Genomic DNA, 995 nt, shown 5'->3' on the forward strand with positions numbered 1-995 from the left:
CAAAACCTTGATTCCGTTTCTTGCAAGAATGTCTTTTGCAATCTCTGAAATGTTTTCTCGGATCATTTTTTTCGGTGTTGGGTTTATTGCAGCAGAGCCAATGTCTAGTCCCAGTCCTGGTTTTGTAACCCTGCCTACTCCCTCTCCGCCATCAATATCTATCTCTCCAGGTTTTCCAGCAAGTGTGACCTGAGTTACTATCTCTGCTCCGTGAGTTACATCAGGGTNCCTGGTTTTGTAACTCTGCCAACTCCCTCTCCACCGTCAATTTCTATCTCTCCAGGTTTTCCAGCAAGTGTTACCTGAGTTACTATCTCTGCTCCGTGAGTTACATCAGGGTCATCTCCACCATCTTTTATTACAATACATGTAGCGGTATTGTTTGAAAATTTGCAATCCTTGATTGTTATTTTAATCTGTGATTTTTTTGGCAGTGTAACATCAATAGAGTCTGTCTTGGTTTGGTTCATGATTGAAAGCAGTGCGGCCTTTGCTCCAGCAGTTGCACATGTTCCGGTGGTAAAACCTGTTCGCATCTTTCCTTTTGGCTTGTCCTCTTCTGACATGGAATGACTTTGGATTTCTTGCGTATTAATCCATTGATTTTANTGGGTCATCTCCCCCATCTTTTATCACGATGCACGTAGCGGTATTGTTTGAAAATTTGCAATCATTGATTTTTATTTTGATCTGTGATTTTTTTGGCAATGTCACATCTATAGAGTCTGTCTTGGTTTGGTTCATGATTGAAAGCAGTGCGGCCTTTGCGCCAGCAGTTGCGCATGTTCCGGTGGTAAAGCCTGTTCGCATCTTTCCCTTTGGCTTGTCCTCTTCTGACATGAAATGACTTAAGCTTCTTTGCGTATTAATCCGTTGATGTTATTTCAATATGGTTGACAAAATTATCCAGAGGGCCATTGCTCCAAGCCCTCCATAAAGTATGATGTGGGTGCTCATGGGTGAGCCTTCCTTTTCTTGGTTGTGTTCATAATCTT

At 42.1% G+C, this 995-nt stretch carries 1 protein-coding gene and 2 pseudogenes; all 3 read right to left on the bottom strand.

Annotation, left to right across the window (positions count from 1 at the left end):
* Nucleotides 1-66 (bottom strand): hypothetical protein (locus DYY66_RS16265; protein ID WP_394352603.1); only part of this gene is annotated, 66 nt, incomplete at its 3' end.
* A gap of 162 nt (nucleotides 67-228) precedes the next feature.
* Nucleotides 229-566 (bottom strand): annotated as a pseudogene (locus DYY66_RS07195) (cobalt-precorrin-5B (C(1))-methyltransferase); the annotation flags it as partial.
* Nucleotides 567-609: 43 nt separating this feature from the next.
* Nucleotides 610-840: pseudogene (locus tag DYY66_RS07200) on the bottom strand (cobalt-precorrin-5B (C(1))-methyltransferase); the annotation flags it as partial.
* Nucleotides 841-995: the final 155 nt, after the last annotated feature.

It is taken from the genome of Candidatus Nitrosotalea sp. FS (assembly GCF_011319475.1).
Lineage (GTDB): Archaea > Thermoproteota > Nitrososphaeria > Nitrososphaerales > Nitrosopumilaceae > Nitrosotalea.